A 1560-nucleotide genomic window follows, 5' to 3' on the forward strand; every position below is an offset into this window, starting at 1 on the left:
CAGGGTAAACGCATCTAATTTTGTATAAATTGTACTTGACAAAACGCCACCAAGAGGAAAGGGATTTTTTCTTAGTCAACGTGCATAATAGATTGGCTAGAGGACATCTTCAATAGACGTTAAGGTTGGATATCCCGGAATAAGCGTATGGCTAGAGGCTTTGGTTGTCCCGTTGTCAGGCCAGAACAAGTGCGTGAGGCTAAAATACTCAGAAACAGTGTTCTCAACTATTTCCAGCACATCCAAGATCCGCGAGTGGAACGAACGAAATATCATGGTTTGACACAGATTATCACCATTGCTCTTTTGGCAGTCCTCTCAGCTGCCGATGGGTTTGTGGCGATAGAAACCTATGGCAAGGCTAAGCAATCTTGGTTGGAGACGTTTTTAGATTTGCCCCACGGGGTTCCATCCCACGATACCTTCGCCCGAGTGTTTGGGATGCTCGATCCGCAAGCGATACAGGAGAGTTTTCTTTTGTGGGTGAGCAGCATCACCGAGAGACTGGGCATCAAGGTAATTCATATCGACGGCAAGACGGCCTCCCGGTTCCTATGACCGGGAGGGGAAGCTCAAAGCGCTACATAGTGTAAGTGCCTGGAGCAGTGAACACGGCTTGGTACTGGCTCAACACAAAGTTGATAGCAAGTCGAATGAAATTACAGCCGTCCCCCTCCTACTAAAGTTACTCAACCTCAAAGGGGCTGTGGTGACGCTGGATGCAATGGGAACACAGACAGAGATTGCCCAGCTTGCTCAAGCAAGCCGGAGGAGAGTATGTGCTAGCCCTCAAAGGCAATCAGAAAAAACTAAGCGACCAAGTGGCGGCTTGGTTTGAGCAGGCTATTGCCCGGAACTGGCATGGGGTTGAGTATGATTATCACAAAACGGTGGAGACGGGACACCATCGGATTGAAACCCGTCAGGTCTGGGCAGTACCGATAAATCAACTACCACCGTTGCATCGGCAAAGCTTGTGGGTGGGCTTAACTACTATTGTCATGGTCAAGCGAACCAGTCAATTGTGGAACACAACGACAACGGAAGTTGGCTTCTACCTCAGCTCCTTGGAAGCAGATGCTCAGCAACACAACCGGGCGATTCGATCCCACTGGAGTATCGAGAACAGTTTGCATCTTCGTACTTGATGTAACCTTCAACGAAGATGCCTGTCGGATTCGCCAGGGATATGCCTCGGAAAACCTGGGACTATTGCGCCGTTTAAGCGTCAACTTGCAAAGAGCGTGAACCTTCTAAGATGAGTCTGGCGATGAAGCGATATCGAGCGGGCATAGATAACGACTTCCTGCTGAATATCATGTCCGCGAGTACATCGAAGTGAAAGGGGTTCAATCAACATAACCCAAAAGCCATAATGACCTGTCCGAGGAGGTGCAGCACCAAACGCAATCGGTATTACATTTATATGGTACTCATAAGTCGGCAGAATCTCGCAAGCGAGTCTGGAGCAATGCCAGAGTCTCCATTTTGAACGAGCAACCTGTTTTTTCGTCAGCTTCTATAGATTTGCAGGACTTAATTTAGATGCGTTTACCCTGG

General features: G+C 48.5%; 1 pseudogene. It reads left to right on the top strand.

Annotation, left to right across the window (positions count from 1 at the left end):
• Positions 1 to 189 precede the first annotated feature (189 nt).
• Positions 190 to 1342, top strand: a pseudogene (locus QT990_RS35705) (ISAs1 family transposase).
• Positions 1343 to 1560: the final 218 nt, after the last annotated feature.

Source organism: Microcoleus sp. T3_B1, assembly GCF_036700445.1.
Classification (GTDB): domain Bacteria; phylum Cyanobacteriota; class Cyanobacteriia; order Cyanobacteriales; family Microcoleaceae; genus Microcoleus.